This window comes from Pseudomonas sp. HP_14 (assembly GCF_055283875.1).
On the sequence record NZ_JBTOQI010000011.1, the window covers coordinates 320,616 to 334,122 of the forward strand.

Here is a 13,507-nt window from a genome sequence, read left to right on the forward strand (position 1 = left end):
AATAAGAGGGATTATCGTTTGCCTTGGTGGGTGCAATGTATTGTTACGAAATCGTTGGTCAGGCACTTTTCCCCATTTCGGTTCTAGAACTGCATTCTTCTCGAAAATGCTCAAAAAGACTTTTACCCTTGCGCAGGCTTTTGCGGACAGCCTTGCTCTGTTCGATCAATTCATCGCTGGGTTGCTTCCATTCATCTTGCGGTAGCGGTTTAGACCAGTCGAGCACCGATTTCGGAAAGCTGGTTTTGGGCAATCGCTCCACCCAGGCCGCGATATGGCAGGGCAGAGTCCAGCCGCTGCAGAACTGGATAAGAACGAAGCCCAGCAGGTAGGTGATGTACCAGTGATTGTCGCGATACACCTCGCGGCAATAATGGAAATACGCGACGGTCCCTTCTTCAAATTCCTCGCTTACAGACCTTGGCAGGGCACTAAGGCCTTCCTCCATGTAACCGCGAATGGCCTCCCATTCACTGATAGCCAATGTGAGCGAGCCCGTTGGCACAGTTATCCACACCACATCGCCAATTTCCGAATCCCGAAGTCCGATCATCAGCGAGAAGCTGTTATGTACACCGTATTGGGTAACGACCTTGCCGCTGGTCACGCAGGCGATGACTTCTTCCCATGGGATGAAACGCGGTGGCTGACCGCGTTTGGGGACGTAGGCGACTTCGCGGCGTTGGCGGTTGAAGCGGATGGGGGGAGAGGTGGTTTGTTGATGGATTGTGCGGAGGAATAAATATCCGTTTATTAGCGATATAAAGGATAGAACACCCCATACAAACCAATTAGGCAATAGGAGCATAACGACGATGCTGAGCAGCGGACTTCCGTATTTTATATAGTCATACGCGCCTAGCGCAAAACCGATCATTCCGAAAAAGAGAATTATCATTGCTGTTGATCCGATCCATCCTCTTACTCCGAACTCTACGTTGGCGGATCCGGAAGCGAAGTCCATAAATGTAGGGTTCGATTCCCTGTTCAAATTTCTTGAGCTAAACGCTGTAGCGCCCGTAGGCACGGGTTTAGGAGATAAATAAAAGCTTTCGTGGTCGGTTTTCGACTCTAGGTCTCCAGCTCGTGGTAACCGCCAATATTTATCAGATTTCATTTAAGTGCTTCCGAGTGATCTGTATTTCCTGGAAGGCCTCTGTGGGCTTCGGGGTAACAGAAAAGGCACTAATTGGCTTACTATTAACGACGTCCAGAGACAGTGGGATGCGATAGTACAAGTGACCGGCATCCGCTTTCAGATAACTGGATGCAACTGCGGGTCTGACCATTAATCGCAGTTGTAATTGAGATTGCAGACCTAGCCATTGCTCAGGAATATCCAATTGCAAAATCAGAGGGCGATCAGAGACCACTCGTATTAGCGAGGCTAGAGAGTGACCAGCGTCCCATTCATTTTGATTTTTTTGCAGTCGAGCGCTCCAGCGCAGAGACGTATCGTCGAAGGTTTGGAGATTGACCCCGGGCAAAACGAGATGCAGTTTGCGTACAGGTTCGTCTGTAAGCAGCAGACGATGAACCCCTTTATCTAGTACCTGCGGCGACAGGGTAGCTTCAGCCAGTTTTTGGGTGTGTGTCAGCCAATCCCAGTTTTCCGGTTTCAGCCCCCACCAGCACCCCAGCATCCAACGTTGCTGCTCGTCGAGATTGTTGTAGTTGTATAAGGTTTCTCCGCCTAGTTGCAGTGCTGTAAATGCAAGTCCTAATGGTGTAAGGCGCATAGAAAATTGAAGGAATCGAGATCCTCGTGTCGCCCACGATTTCGCTAGCGAGATTTTTCTTTCATTTAGCGGGGCGTTGATGAAGTCTTGGCGTAAGCCTGATACTTCAAAAAAGGCTTTGAAAGTGGCAGTGCCACTGACACTTGTAGATCCGATGTCGCCAGTCAATGCCGCAATGGCCCCTGCTTTCTCTCCTGGTGTGCCTGTGAGAAAAGCCTGTTGCCACTTGTCCCAATTGTCGAGTGTGGTGCCAAGTGCACCGAAAAGTGCCATAGGCGCAATGGCCATTCCAAGGCCCAGCCCTAACTTGCCGGCTCGGGCAGCGAACAGCATTCCAGCAGTAGAATCATTCACTTGTATAATTGAATGTAATGCTTTGTCGATCAGCGCAATATGTATAGTTTGATAGAGTGAAAGTGTGGCTGATGCGATGCTAGAAATAGTGCCGGCCAATACAAAGGCGTGCTTGAATAAAGTGGGATCATTTGGTCTTCTCGCTTCCCATACCCTCCAAGCCTCCCCCAGATTTCCGATCTGCAACCCCACCGCCAACAACGGCACGAACCCACTCTTAAGTGCAACCTTCGTCGAGCCCTCAGTCGCATAGCCCCGCATCGCCCCAGCCCTAAAACGTCTCGTCTCATCATTCAACGCTGCGAGATTCTCAGGGCTGATATCCAGTTGTACCCCGACTCGCCCCGCACCAAGCGTGCTGGTCGGAGTAATACCGTCTTCCAGTTGTCTCACCACCGCCGAACGCTCGTTGCGTGTCGCGAGTAACTCTTTGCTGAACGCTTCTTTACGGACCTGGTATCCGTAGCGTTCTTCTTCGCTCAGCATGCGTTTACGAGTGAGTTTGTCGCAGTTTTTGCGATCTGCCTTGATTTGCTCTTCACGTTCAAGCAGATGAACCAGGCGGGTGAAGTTGTGAGTGAATTTCTCGACATCGTCGGCGCTGGCGATTTTCAGGTGGGCGCCTTCCTGTTGCAGGGCAACCAACATACCCAGCCTTTGCCCACGGTTGGTGAAAGTCTTGAAGTTGTCCATCTGCTGATGAATGGCAGGCGTTTCGAGTTTGGCCTGCATCTGCGCCAGCCATTTTTCCATGCCGAGTGCGATAGCGGGGATGTAAGTCGCGCTAACGGCTTGATGAAGTGAATGAGCGCGGCCTTTGATTTGCAGGCTTTTGCTCCAGTGGCTGCCCATTATGTGGCCGATATCGGATATCCGTTTTTCAGCGTCGGCCAGGCCATCTGTAAAGCCCCGCATGTCGTCCAGGAGTTTTATCAACGCGCCTGATTTGACCCGCAGAAAATCCAGATTCAGCCGACCATAAAACACTGGCAGTACGTAAAACGGCTTGTCATGAAAGTACGCGGCGATCTTCTCCAGCGCTTCATCGGTGCGGCACAAGTCGCGGGTGCAGTTGAACTCTGTCGCGAGGGCGTTGTTCAGTTGTTCGGGATGCTCTGGGTCGAAATACCACGCGCTGCGATGAAATTCTCCCAATGTGAATAACCGGGTTCGGTCGTGGGTGATGGCGTCGAGGCGCTCGGTCCAGCGTTTGAGGTGGAGGCGTTCGCGTTTTAGATAGCGCTGCATTTCCTCATGCCGGACCAGATCGAAAATACCCCGCGAGCCTAGACCTACGCCTTGCAGCGTGCCGATGCTGCTGTCTTCGAGGGCCTCGATTTCATCCTCAAGGTTCTTGTGGAGCGGCTCGCCCAGCGCATCGACCATTTGCCGGTGTTTCTCGTCCATCTGACGTTTGGCGATAACTGTTTCAGATCGCTCGCGCAGGTGTGCACCGCGCATTGACGAATAGTTTCCGTTTTCTCCGCGGGGTACTTCCAGGCCTTGGCTCTTCTCCCAACGCCACTGATTCCGGGCATTGATGTAGTCGTAAATGAACGTGCGTTGTTCCAGGGTGGTTTTTTCGAACAGATCCGATGTTGCGTCAGGCCGTAGAGCGTTGTTCTCGCCCAGCGTCATCAGGGTGTCGATATAGCTGCCCACCACGTATCGCATTTCGTTGTTGTGGCGTTGAGTCCACTCTTCGATCCAGCCGACAACCGTATCCTGTTCCTCGGCAAGGTCGCGCATGATGCCGAGACTGTCTTCCAGAATCAGGTACAGATGGTCGAATTGGTACAGCGCGTTCAGTGAATCCTTGAGTTCGCCAATATGAGCTTCACGGAACAGCGGCTGATGTTCCCACGCGTAGTCCTGGCTTTCTTCGGCGGGCGCATCCGGCGTCGGGCACTGCGGTGCCGGTTGTTCGGCCAGTTCGGCAACGGTTGTTTTGATCTGCTTTTGAACCCGAAGATGCTTGCCGCCGTTTTCGCAGTTCGCTTCAGCCAGATCCACTTGTTGCATGAAGTAAAAGCGGTCAGGGCTGCTGGAAATGACGTGGGCGCATTTCGCAGCAGTCCATTGCAGCTCCGAATACGCAACATGCAAAACACTGTTACGGGCGAAGATGAGTGTCGATTCGCCGGTGGCGTGAGTGCGTTCGTCCTGGGTGACATCATTACCTTGCCACAACAACTTTACGGGCGCGCCATTCTCTATGCGGTACTCATGCAGAGTGTTGGTGGTTTCTTCGATGACGTACAGAAAACCGTCGCGAATCAGCCGCAGACCAATTGGCCGCTGTAGCCCTTGATAGGATTCTGTATCTACTTTGCTGGTCAGTCGTTCTACCCGACCATATCGCAGCGGTAGCAGCTGGATTTTCTTACCCATCAGCGGGCAGGTTCCGATACTGGTGCGAGCGTCCTTGTGGCTGCCGCTTCGGGCTTCCCAGTAAGCGCGATCTTCCTTGGGCAGACGTTTACCGGTCATGGCTGCGTTCCTCGCGATTGTCGGGCTCGCTCCAGGGCGAGCAGATTGGCTTTCTGTACCCGTTGCGAAGGCGTCAGCGATGAGCTTTGGTACAGCAGAGTAGTGATGTCTGGATGGGCATCAGGCGGTTGGCTATGGAGAAATTGCATGACGTTTACGAAGTGCAACAGATCGCTTTCGCTGTGAAAGCCACGCTCATATGCGCCCTTGGCCATTTCGAGGAAATACGCGAAGCGCTGTCGGGAATCGAGCTGCGCCTGAAACTCAGGAAAATGCCGACATGCGTGGAGTTCGATGTTGATCACGACGGCGCGAAAGCTGAGCTCATCCAGCGCTTCGATCTGAGCTTCGCTCAGGCGATAGAGCGTCTGATGGTCGTTGGTCGCGGGTGTTCCGAGACGCCGGTGATGGCGCCATCGCTCTTCAAAGCGGTCTATCGCGTATACATGCTCAATGGGGCCGAACAGGGCGTTATCGGTGTGCGAGGGATATAGCTCGAACAAGGCGTTGGCGACTTGCGGGTCTGACAGGTTAAGCAGGGTTGCTTTGCCGACCGGCTCATCAACGCTGACCAGCCAGCGCAAATGATCGACAACCTCACGTTTATTGGCATCGCTGAACAGCAGGAGGCCCCAGAGCTTTTGCGCGTTCTCCAGAAATGCTCCGAATGTCGGGTCGTATTGGTCTTCAACGGCCACCACAACGGGCGACATATCCAGCAGCTCTTTGAACCGGGTTCCAAGAAACAGCGGATGGCAGTCGACACCGGGGTTCCACTGATAAAGCCGCTTCAGCAGGTCGCCGGTTCGTACGGCGTTGAACAGAAGGTAGCCATTTTGCGACCACGGCAGGTCATCCGGGCCGGATTCGAGAGATTTCATCGAGGCGCGCCTTGCTCAATGGCTATAGGAAAGCGCGCATATTCGTGGTGGGGGAAGGTTGCTACAACCCTGAAATGGCGTTTCGGAAAGGGCTTACAACACTCGCAGAATCGTCCCGCTCCAATAGCCTAAGTGGCAATCCACAGCCATAAAAAAATGCCAGTCAGCAAAGCCAACTGGCACTTCTCAAGTTCACCCGTCCGAAGCATTCATCAGCGAACGCTCAAACTCCGCCGATCAGAATTCGTGATCGGCATTGTCCGGGTTCAGGTCGGTGATGCCGAGCTTGCCAGCGGCTTGCTCGATGGCGCCGGTCTGTTTGACCAGAGCGGCAATGGCGTCGCGAACGATCTGGTTGCCTTCAGTGTTGCCAGCCGCGATCAACTGGTCGAAATGCTGACCTTTGTTGGCTTGGTCGACGATGGCTTGCAGCTTGGCCTGAGTAGCGTCCAGGTCAGCGCGCAGGGTGGCATCGGTGGCTGGATCGGCTTTGGCGACCAGCGACGACAGGCTTGGCCCGCTGACTTTGGTGCCGTCTACACGGGTGTACTCGCCCAGGTATACGTTGCGGATGCCTTTGCCATTGTAGAAATGGGAGTTGTGGGTGTTGTCGCTGAAGCAGTCGTGCTCGTCTTCGCTGGAGTTGGCTTCCAGTGCCACCTTCATGCGCTCACCAGCCAGCTCGCCCAGAGACAGGCTGCCCATGCCGAAGAGCATTTTACGCAGGCCGCTCTCGCCGCTTTCGGCTTCCAGGCTGGCGCGATAGTTGTCGGCAACGCCTGGCTTCCAGTTGTTGGACATTTCTTCCAGATCGCTGACCAGCAAGTCAGTCACCGCTGTCAGGTAGGCACGACGACGGTCGTTATGGCCGCCAGTGCCGCCTGCGCCTTCAATGTAGTCGGAAGCTGGACGCTCACCCGCGCCAGGACCGTTACCGTGCAAGTCCTGACCCCACAGCAGGAATTCGATGGCGTGGTAGCCGGTTGCGACGTTGGCTTCCGAGCCGCCCAGCTCGTTCAGGCTGGCGAGTTTTTCAGGGGTGATTTCTTTTACGTCTACCTTGTCTTCGCCGACCTGTACTTCAGTGTTGGCGATGATGTTGGCAGTGGCGCCCGGGTTACCCAGCGCGTGCTGGTAGTCTTTGGCAACGTAGTCGATCAGGCCTTCGTCCAGGGGCCAGGCGTTAACCTGTCCTTCCCAGTCGTCGATGATCGTGTTGCCGAAGCGGAATACTTCGCTCTGCATGTAAGGCACGCGCGCAGCAACCCAGGCGTCGCGGGCAGCTTTGAGGGTTTTGTCATTCGGGGTGGCGAGGAATTCGTTGATCGCAGTCTGCAGGGTTTTAGCAGCGGCTTCAGCGTCGCTGAATACGGCGGAAACCATGTTGGCGTAGTTGGCGACGACTGCCTTGGCTGCAGCGTCACTGGACTGCGCAGCTGGTGTCGGAGCAGCCGCTTCGGGCGCGGGTGCAGCAGCAGGCGCTGGAGCCGGTGCGGAAGCGGTGGCTGGCGCTGCAGCTTTTTTCTCGTCGCCACAACCAGCGAGGGAAATAGCGATGGCCAGCAGACTAGCGGTTGCCAATGGCATACGAATCATGACGGAATCCTGCGTCTAGAGGGTTCAAGGCGCCAGGCGCCCAAAAAAAGCTGCAACATAATGCGAAAGATTTGCATTCGGTGTAAAGGCCTATTGCCTTTGAGGAAAAGATGAGCGGAGGCGGGCTTGTAACAAAGGGTGTCGCCTACAAGACCGATTGATGAGGGATTCTGTGACAGCAATGCCTGGTCTGGGCTACTTCGCAAGGTTCGGCATAGCATTGTGGGAGCCGAGCTTGCTCGCGATGCAGGCGATACGGTTATCTCAGATAAATCAGGTTGCCGTTATCGCGGGCAAGCCCGGCTCCCACAATGGGCGCCTACAAAACCTCGGCCTTACTGCGCTGTGCCTGTTTCAGATAAGCCAGCAGCTCTCGGCCCGGAAGCGGTTTGCTGTACAGATAACCCTGACCCTCGTGACAGCCTTCGGAAATGATGTAGGCCTCCTGTTCGACAGTTTCCACCCCTTCAGCGATGACCTGCATACCCAGGCTTTTCCCCAGTTGAATGATGGCGCGTACGATGGTTGCGTCGTCATCGTCATCAATCAGGTCCTGCACGAAGCTCTTGTCGATCTTGATTTTGTCGAGCGGCAAGCTCTTCAGGTAACTGAGGGACGAATAGCCGGTACCAAAGTCGTCAATGGCGATCAGCGCTCCGGAGCGGCGCAAGCTCAGCAAATGCTGGGCGGCGGTGCTGATGTCTTCCATCAGGCCGGTTTCGGTGACCTCCAGCTCCAGGCTACGGGGCGGCAGGCGATAAATTTGCATCAGATTATTGACCACCCTCGGCAACTCCGAGTGGTGTAACTGCACAGTCGACAGGTTGACCGCCATGCGCAGGTCGGTGAAGCCCTGATCATGCCATTCGCGCAACTGACGACAGGCCTGATCCAGCACCCATTCACCAATCGCGATAATCGAGCCGTTCTGCTCTGCCAAGGGGATGAACTGATCCGGGGGAACCATGCCATGTTCCGGATGCTGCCAGCGAATCAGGGCTTCGATACCGACCACCCGGTTGTCGCGATAGCTGATTTGCGGCTGATACACCAGGAACAGCTGATTGCGCGGCAGGGCTTCGCGCAGGTCTTTTTCCAGCTCCCGGCGCCGACGCATTTCGCTGTCCACGCTGGCGATATAAAACTGATAGCGGTTGCGCGAGCGCGACTTGGCCAGGGTCATGGTCTGTTCGGCTTTTTGCAGGAGCTTTTCAGTGCTGTCACCGTCTTCCGGGAAGAGGGTGATGCCAATGGTGGCGCGCAGACGGATTTCCTGTTGGCCCAAGGCAAAGGGGGCTTCCAGATCATCAAGGATGTTCTGTGCCAGTTCGGCGGCTTCATAAGGTTGTTCAATGTCAGCCTGAACCAGCGCGAACTGGTCACCGCCCAGACGCGCAAGTGCACCGAGCCGACCGCTATGCCCGCGCAGACGATCCGCAAGAGCCAGCAGCAGTTGGTCGCCGGTCTGGTAGCTGAATTGCTCGTTGATCCCTTTGAAGTCGTCCAGCCCGACACACAACACCGCAACACGGCGTTGCAGGCGGCCGGCGTCGATCAGGATCTTGTCCAGTTGCTGCTGCAATTGCTGGCGGTTGGGCAAGCCGGTCAGGAAATCGTACTGCGCCATACGCAGCAGGCTTATTTCGGCTTCATGGCGCAAATGCGTGTTGCGCTCGATTGAGGCCAGCAGTTGGTTGGCGGTATTGACCCAGATGCCCAGTTCGTTTTTCTCATGGCCCTTGAGCAGGGGCAACTGATGTTCGCTGGGGCGATCCGGGTTGATATTGGTCAGGTGTTCGATGATGCGCGACAGCGGTTTGGTCAGTAGCCAGTGGTAAACCAGGTACAACACCAGCCCCATGGCCAGAGCCCGCAGGACGCCTGATATGAAAATGATCACCGCATTGATGATGAAGCCTTCGCCGTAGGTTGCGGTGTCCATCGTGATGCGCAAGTCACCGTAATACTCGCTGTAGGGACTGCGGCCAACCAGTTGGGTGGTGAAGCTGCGCTCCTGGCCGAGAATCAGGTCGGTCAGCCAGCGGGTGGAGGAGGCTTTGAGGGGGCGCGATTTTTCGGCGAGCAACGTTTCGTTCGGATGCCCGATAGACGCCATCCGCACCGCGTTGTCTTGAAACAGGCCCTCGATGACCTGCATGCCCATTTCCCGGTCCAGGCTGTAAACGGCCTGAGTCGACGGGTCACGAAACATGTCCAGTATTCGTTCCGCATCGCTGGCCACTGCCTGCCGAGTCTTGTACGCATCGTAGACAATCTGCGCACAACTCAAGACCACGCCTACGATCAGTGCAGAAAGCAGCACCACACGCAGCAACTTTACTGACAGGCTGTTTTTGAGTTCCAGCTTCAAATGGCTATTCCTTAATCCGTGCTGGGTGCATCAAGCCTTTGCAACCATCAAAAAACAGTTGAGCCAGAACGAGATCGCCAAACAGCGATTTTGCTCCTCGTCACCTGCTTCCCTGCTCCGTCCCGACTTTATCGCAAAGTCAGGCATTCTCACTGTGTCGGACAAAAACCTTTGAAACTTGAACGAAATCTTGAAAACCCAAGCGAATGATATTAGTCCGCTATCGCTCGCTGACAATACCTAAAATACAGTTTGCCGACGAAAAAAAACCCGGCAATGCCGGGTTTTCTTGACTGGATCTGAAATCAGGCAGCGAATTGCTTCGCTACGAAGTCCCAGTTGACCAGGTTCCAGAACGCTTCCACGTACTTTGGACGCAGGTTGCGGTAGTCGATGTAGTAAGCGTGTTCCCACACATCGCAGGTCAGCAGCGGGGTGTCGCCGCTAGTCATTGGGTTGCCTGCACCGATGGTGCTGGCCAGAGCCAGGGAGCCGTCAGGTTTTTTTACCAGCCAGCCCCAGCCGGAACCGAAGGTGCCGATAGAGGTTTTGCTGAATTCTTCTTTGAACTTGTCGAACGAGCCGAAAGCCGCATTGATTGCGTCAGCCAGTGCGCCGGTAGGTTCGCCGCCAGCGTTTGGCGCCAGGCATTCCCAGTAGAACGTGTGGTTCCAGACCTGAGCGGCGTTGTTGAAGATGCCACCCGAAGAGGTCTTGATGATTTCTTCCAGGGTTTTGCCTTCGAACTCGGTGCCAGGCACCAGGTTGTTCAGGTTCACGACGTAGGTGTTGTGGTGCTTGTCGTGGTGATATTCCAGTGTCTCTGCGGAAATGTGCGGTACCAGAGCATCTTTAGCGTACGGCAGCGGCGGCAATTCAAAAGCCATGGTTTATCTCCTAATCAGGTCAGTTGCGGTGAGCGCAAGGCCGATCACGGGCGGCCAGACAGAACATGCACCGGCGAGTTTGTACTCTTTGCGGCGCAGGGTCAGGATCATAGCACCGGGTCTGCCCGTTAACCACGCAACAACTGTGTGGGATAGAGGTTCCAGAGGATTTGATTAATGGAAACGATCTCCTGAGGAGATCGCTTTGTGTTTTTGACACCGAAGATGTCGCACTGCAAAAACAACCCTGTGGGAGCGAGGCTTGCCCGCGATACATGAGACGCAGCCAGAAGACACACCGCGTTATCATTTATCGCGAGCAAGCTCTGCTCCCACAGGGTTTTGCATTTAGCGTTATGGATTTACGCAGCCCTGATCAATTGAAGGGCAACACTGAACATCATCACCGCGACCATCAGGTCCAGCATTCGCCAGGTGGCAGGGCGGGCAAGCCATGGAGCCAGCCAGGCCGCGCCGAGCGCCAGGGTGCTGAACCACAGCAATGACGCACTGGCCGCACCCACAACATAAGCTTCAGGCACACTTTGTTGAGCACCCAGCGAGCCGACCAGCAATACCGTATCGAGGTAGACGTGAGGGTTTAGCAAGGTCACGGCCAAGGCGCTGAGCAGGACAGCCCGGCGCGAGCGCTGGCCTATGATCTCGCTTTTTTGCAGGCTCTGGCTTGAGCAGGCACGCCGCAAGGCAAGGCTGCCGTACCAGAGTAAAAACACCACGCCGCCCCAGCGTGCGACTGCCAGCAATGTCGGATTCTGTGCCAGCACATTGGCCAGCCCAAACACACCGGCCGCGATGAGGATTGCATCGCAGATAATGCACACCATCGCTACAGGTAAATGATGTTCGCGACGCAGGCTTTGCGCCAGAACAAAGGCGTTCTGAGTGCCGATAGCCATGATCAATCCGCCAGCGACCAGCAGACCATTGAGATAACTTTGCCACATGAGATGTATGCTCCAGCGTATTTAACCGTCTGCCTCGAAGCCTGAATGGCCAGCAGGTTTGTGTGGCAAGTGTGGTACTCAGCGATGTATAAGAAAAACAAATCTTGCTGATCGCTCATTAGGAAAAATGATGTTCGACTACAAACTGCTTTCTGCCCTGGCGGCGGTGATCGAGCAGGCGGGGTTCGAGCGTGCCGCGCAGGTATTGGGATTATCTCAGTCTGCGGTGTCCCAACGGATCAAACTGCTGGAAGCGCGCGTGGGTCAGCCCGTGTTGATCCGTGCCACTCCACCCAGTCCCACTGATATCGGGCGTCGCTTGCTCAACCATGTTCAGCAAGTGCGGCTGCTGGAGCGTGACCTGCAAAGTCAGGTACCGGCACTGGATGAAGAGGGGATGCCGGAGCGCCTGCGTATCGCCTTGAACGCCGACAGTCTGGCGACATGGTGGGCGGTTGCGATTGGCGATTTTTGCGCGCAGAACAATCTGTTGCTCGATCTGGTCGTTGAAGATCAGGACGTCGGTCTCAAACGCATGCGGGCTGGCGATGTAGCCGCCTGCTTGTGTGCCAGCGAACGACCGGTTGCCGGTGCGCGCAGCCTGTTACTGGGTGCCATGCGCTATCGTGGCCTGGCCAGTCCTGCATTTATTGCACGTCACTTTTCCGAGGGTGTCGATGCGAAAAAACTCGCCCGGGTTCCGGCTCTGGTGTTCGGGCCTGATGACTTTCTACAGCATCGCTACCTGGCGTCATTGGGGGTTGAAGGGGGATTCGAGCATCATGTCTGTCCTTCTTCAGAAGGTTTTTTGCGCATGACTGAGGCCGGAGTAGCCTGGGGGCTGGTTCCGGAAATACAGGTGCGCGAGCAACTCAAGCGGGGTTCGCTGGTGGAGTTGGCCGCAGACAAGCCGGTGGACGTGCCTTTGTACTGGCATCATTGGCGTAATGGCGGGCAGTTATTGACCCGATTGACAGAGCATCTGGCGCAGCAGGCGGGGCAGTGGCTGGTGCCGCTACAAGTGCGATGACTGGGCCTGTGGAGCTAACTTGTTGGCGAGGCGCCGTACCTGACACACCGCTTCGCCAACAAGTTGGCTCCTACAGAATCTCTGTAAACCAGATAGACCTGTGTTTTTGATACAAGCAAAAAAATCTCTAACGGAGCGGTAAATGAAAATTCTGGTCACCGGCGCAAGCGGCTTTATTGGCGGGCGCTTTGCGCGGTTCGCCCTGGAGCAGGGTTTTAGCGTGCGGGTCAATGGCCGTCGTGCCGAAGGTGTCGCGCACCTGGTCAAGCGCGGTGCTGAATTCATCCAGGGGGATTTGATCAACCCTGATCTGGTCCGCGTGCTATGTGCCGATGTCGATGCAGTGGTGCATTGCGCTGGCTCGGTGGGCGTCTGGGGGCGCAAGCAGGACTTCTTGCAGGGTAACGTGCAAGTCACTGAGAACATCGTTGAGGCCTGCCTGAAACAAAGGGTCAGAAGGCTGGTCCATTTATCGTCGCCTTCGATCTATTTTGATGGCAACTCGCATCTGGATATCAATGAGGAGCGCGTACCCAAGCGCTTCAAGAGCCACTACGCCGCCAGCAAATATATGGCTGAGCAAAAGGTATTTGGCGCAGAAGAGTTTGGTCTGGAAGTCATCGCCTTGCGCCCGCGTTTTGTAACCGGGGCAGGCGATACCAGCCTCTTCCCGCGGCTGCTGCACATGCAGCGCAAGAAGCGTCTGTCGATTGTCGGTAATGGCTTGAACAAGGTGGACTTCACCAGCATTCATAACCTTAACCAGGCCCTGATCAGCAGTCTGCTGGCTGACAGGTCGGCGTTGGGCAAGGCCTACAATATTAGTAATGGCACGCCGGTGCCGCTGTGGGATGCCGTCAATTACGTGATGCGTCGCATGCAGTTGCCGCAGGTCACACGGTATCGTTCGTACGGCCTGGCTTACTCCGCTGCCGCGATCAACGAAGCGGCGTGCATGCTTTGGCCCGGACGTCCCGAACCTACGCTGTCGCGGTTGGGCATGCAGGTCATGAGCAAGGATTTCACTCTGGACATTGGCCGCGCCCGGCACTATCTGGACTACGACCCACAGGTCAGCCTATGGACGGCGCTGGATGAGTTTTGTGACTGGTGGCAAACGCAACAACACAGGTGAGCGCTTTAGGCTGCGGCTGCAGCGGTTATACTCGCGAACTTCGAGCATTTTCATCACGG

The 13,507-nt window shown here is 55.4% G+C and carries 9 protein-coding genes; 2 read left to right on the forward strand and 7 right to left on the reverse strand.

Annotated features, from left to right (window positions below; translation table 11 throughout):
- Positions 1 to 58 precede the first annotated feature (58 nt).
- The 7 genes from ACYASS_RS11020 to ACYASS_RS11050 all read right to left on the reverse strand — a co-directional run bounded on the left by ACYASS_RS11020 (position 59) and on the right by ACYASS_RS11050 (position 11,283).
- A complete protein-coding gene (locus ACYASS_RS11020) occupies positions 59 to 1,117 on the reverse strand; it encodes a DUF6708 domain-containing protein (RefSeq protein WP_463586121.1) in 1,059 nt (352 codons plus the stop codon).
- On the reverse strand, positions 1,107 to 4,583 hold the full coding sequence (locus tag ACYASS_RS11025) for a toxin VasX (protein WP_463586122.1): 3,477 nt from the start codon (positions 4,581 to 4,583) through the stop codon (positions 1,107 to 1,109). Before ACYASS_RS11025 ends, ACYASS_RS11020 begins: the two co-directional genes overlap by 11 nt.
- Positions 4,580 to 5,464, reverse strand: coding sequence for a DUF4123 domain-containing protein (locus tag ACYASS_RS11030; protein ID WP_463586123.1), 885 nt, complete (start codon positions 5,462 to 5,464; stop codon positions 4,580 to 4,582). The genes ACYASS_RS11025 and ACYASS_RS11030 overlap by 4 nt, the downstream gene beginning before the upstream one ends.
- Positions 5,465 to 5,701: 237 nt before the next feature.
- Entirely contained in the window at positions 5,702 to 7,060 is a 1,359-nt protein-coding gene (locus tag ACYASS_RS11035) for an imelysin family protein (RefSeq protein WP_463586124.1), read from the reverse strand.
- A 319-nt stretch (positions 7,061 to 7,379) separates the two neighbouring features.
- Positions 7,380 to 9,431: a putative bifunctional diguanylate cyclase/phosphodiesterase gene (locus ACYASS_RS11040; protein WP_463586125.1), complete on the reverse strand. Its 2,052-nt coding sequence runs from the start codon at positions 9,429 to 9,431 to the stop codon at positions 7,380 to 7,382.
- A gap of 305 nt (positions 9,432 to 9,736) precedes the next feature.
- On the reverse strand, positions 9,737 to 10,318 hold the full coding sequence (locus tag ACYASS_RS11045; RefSeq protein WP_027900293.1) for a superoxide dismutase: 582 nt from the start codon (positions 10,316 to 10,318) through the stop codon (positions 9,737 to 9,739).
- A 362-nt stretch (positions 10,319 to 10,680) separates the two neighbouring features.
- Complete coding sequence (locus tag ACYASS_RS11050) at positions 10,681 to 11,283, reverse strand: LysE/ArgO family amino acid transporter (RefSeq protein ID WP_463586126.1); 603 nt, start codon at positions 11,281 to 11,283, stop codon at positions 10,681 to 10,683.
- A gap of 130 nt (positions 11,284 to 11,413) precedes the next feature.
- On the opposite strand from ACYASS_RS11050, the gene ACYASS_RS11055 reads away from it, so the two are divergent.
- A complete protein-coding gene (locus ACYASS_RS11055; RefSeq protein ID WP_463586127.1) occupies positions 11,414 to 12,313 on the forward strand; it encodes a LysR family transcriptional regulator ArgP in 900 nt (299 codons plus the stop codon).
- A 142-nt stretch (positions 12,314 to 12,455) separates the two neighbouring features.
- Entirely contained in the window at positions 12,456 to 13,448 is a 993-nt protein-coding gene (locus tag ACYASS_RS11060; RefSeq protein ID WP_463586128.1) for an NAD-dependent epimerase/dehydratase family protein, read from the forward strand.
- The last annotated feature ends 59 nt before the right edge of the window (positions 13,449 to 13,507 follow it).

What these genes read in the sequence shown, in the direction of transcription:
- ACYASS_RS11050 (WP_463586126.1), bottom strand. Translation starts at nt 11,283, where the DNA reads ATGTGGCAAAGTTATCTCAATGGTCTGCTGGTCGCTGGCGGATTGATC.
- ACYASS_RS11045 (WP_027900293.1), bottom strand. Translation starts at nt 10,318, where the DNA reads ATGGCTTTTGAATTGCCGCCGCTGCCGTACGCTAAAGATGCTCTGGTA.
- ACYASS_RS11055 (WP_463586127.1), top strand. Translation starts at nt 11,414, where the DNA reads ATGTTCGACTACAAACTGCTTTCTGCCCTGGCGGCGGTGATCGAGCAG.
- ACYASS_RS11035 (WP_463586124.1), bottom strand. Translation starts at nt 7,060, where the DNA reads ATGATTCGTATGCCATTGGCAACCGCTAGTCTGCTGGCCATCGCTATT.
- ACYASS_RS11020 (WP_463586121.1), bottom strand. Translation starts at nt 1,117, where the DNA reads ATGAAATCTGATAAATATTGGCGGTTACCACGAGCTGGAGACCTAGAG.
- ACYASS_RS11025 (WP_463586122.1), bottom strand. Translation starts at nt 4,583, where the DNA reads ATGACCGGTAAACGTCTGCCCAAGGAAGATCGCGCTTACTGGGAAGCC.
- ACYASS_RS11060 (WP_463586128.1), top strand. Translation starts at nt 12,456, where the DNA reads ATGAAAATTCTGGTCACCGGCGCAAGCGGCTTTATTGGCGGGCGCTTT.
- ACYASS_RS11030 (WP_463586123.1), bottom strand. Translation starts at nt 5,464, where the DNA reads ATGAAATCTCTCGAATCCGGCCCGGATGACCTGCCGTGGTCGCAAAAT.